This is a genomic window from Oleiphilus sp. HI0061 (genome assembly GCF_001635675.1).
Genome location: NZ_LWFE01001353.1, coordinates 1 through 1,680 on the forward strand (window position 1 = coordinate 1; position 1,680 = coordinate 1,680).

The 1,680-nt window shown below is 42.4% G+C and carries 2 protein-coding genes; both read right to left on the reverse strand.

Features of this window, described 5'->3' with window-relative positions; genetic code table 11:
• Positions 1-288: 288 nt before the first annotated feature.
• On the reverse strand, positions 289-537 hold the full coding sequence (locus tag A3735_RS21330; protein WP_068510997.1) for a hypothetical protein: 249 nt from the start codon (positions 535-537) through the stop codon (positions 289-291).
• 504 nt (positions 538-1,041) lie between these two features.
• Positions 1,042-1,416 carry a hypothetical protein gene (locus tag A3735_RS21335; protein WP_068510995.1) on the reverse strand — a complete coding sequence of 125 codons (375 nt, stop codon included), beginning with the start codon at positions 1,414-1,416 and terminating at the stop codon, positions 1,042-1,044.
• Positions 1,417-1,680 lie beyond the last annotated feature (264 nt).

Here is a 1,680-nt window from a genome sequence, read left to right on the forward strand (position 1 = left end):
GCAACTTTACCGGATTCCCTAGGAACACACCACCGACGAAGCCTCTACAAATTCAAATGTGCCTGAGAAGCTTAAACAGCAGAGCGGAACAGTGGGAAAACGTGCCACCTACCCTAAAACTTTAAACGGAGGAATACATGATAAGAAACGAGCATTCCCTGCCGAATATTGAGCCCTAAACCTTAAGAGCCAAAAAACATTTAACGCCTTACGCAGCGGCCGAACGAAGTGAGGTCCAGCCACAGCGTATTTTTGCTGTGGCGAGGCTGGCGTAACTGGTTATATGATTCATAGATAACCGTACTCTTTTAGTGCAAGCCAGCCAAATAGACCTACTATAAAAATCACTGCGAAAGTGATTTCTCGTTTAGATTTTCGGTTTTCGATTTCTGCAACTTTTACAGAGTTGTCTCCGTAACCGATGTCATTCTCGATAGTATCCTTAGCTTGATCAACCAGCCATTTGAATTGAGAATTCATTTCTTTCAGTTCATCTCGGATCTCTCCGAGTACCTGATTTAATTCCTTGTTTTCCATAAAACCTACCTTGGCCTATTTACATATAACGCTTTTATAAACGGCGCACGGCTCTATCGTGCGTCCAACGCAGGCCACGTTTCTTTGTGGCCGGAGTGATGTTTGATGAACTGGTTAGATGTTTTAGAACACCCAACTAGACCAACACCACGTTGTGTAGCCGAAGGCGGAACCTGAGTTCTTGACTTGTGGCTAGAATAACTAAGATGAAGACTTTACCGGATTCCCTAGGAGCACACCACCGACGAAGCCTCTACAAATTAAAATGTACCTGAAAAGCTTAAACAGCGGTGCGGAACAGCAGGAAAGCGAGCCACCTACCCTAAAATTTTAAACGGAGGAATGCTTGATAAGAACTGAGCACTCCTTGCCGAATATTGAGCCCTAAACCTAAAGGCAAAAAAACATTTAACGCCAAGCTAATGGGCGCAGTAATAATGGCGACTTTTTTGCCGCGCAGCGCGAAAAAGGTGACATTATTACGGAGTCCTATTGAGCGCCTGGTTAGGCGGGTTTACGATGGTGAAATTTAACATATAAATCTTTGAGCACCTCAGGGAACAAAGCCCAATAGTCTAAGGCTTTTTCTTTAGGTACTTGCCAGAATAAGTTCTCTGTAAATGCAACATCAATGCAATTCTTAACCTTTTCATTGCCCACCATAAATTGGGAGCGCATAAATTGAAACATTCTGTCATACGTTTTGGCAGAAACACCACCTATCATTTCCCGGTTGAGGATTTTCGCTAAGAACTCGAACCACATAAATGCTTGGTCTTTACTTGGATCACCCCATTCTTGAGAGTAAAGATAGTCTACTTTCTTTGTTGTTTCAGGAAACTGAACCCTGAACTCTTCGTATAGAGTTTGAATACTCATTTAATACGCCTAACGCCCAGCTAAACGGAGGAGTAACAATGGCGGCATTTTTGGAACAAAAATGATGCGATTGTTACGGAGTCCGTTTGAGCTGTTGGTTATGTGCATTTTTTCTTTGTTACTTTGATGTCAGTATAAGTATTCATGCAGCTAATACGCTGTTCAGTTTCACTTAGCTCTATTGAAGGCGGAATATCAAAGTGCAATCGTAAAGCTTCGAAGTTGATATCCTTGACCAAGTGACAAAAGTATCCCGTTCTGTTT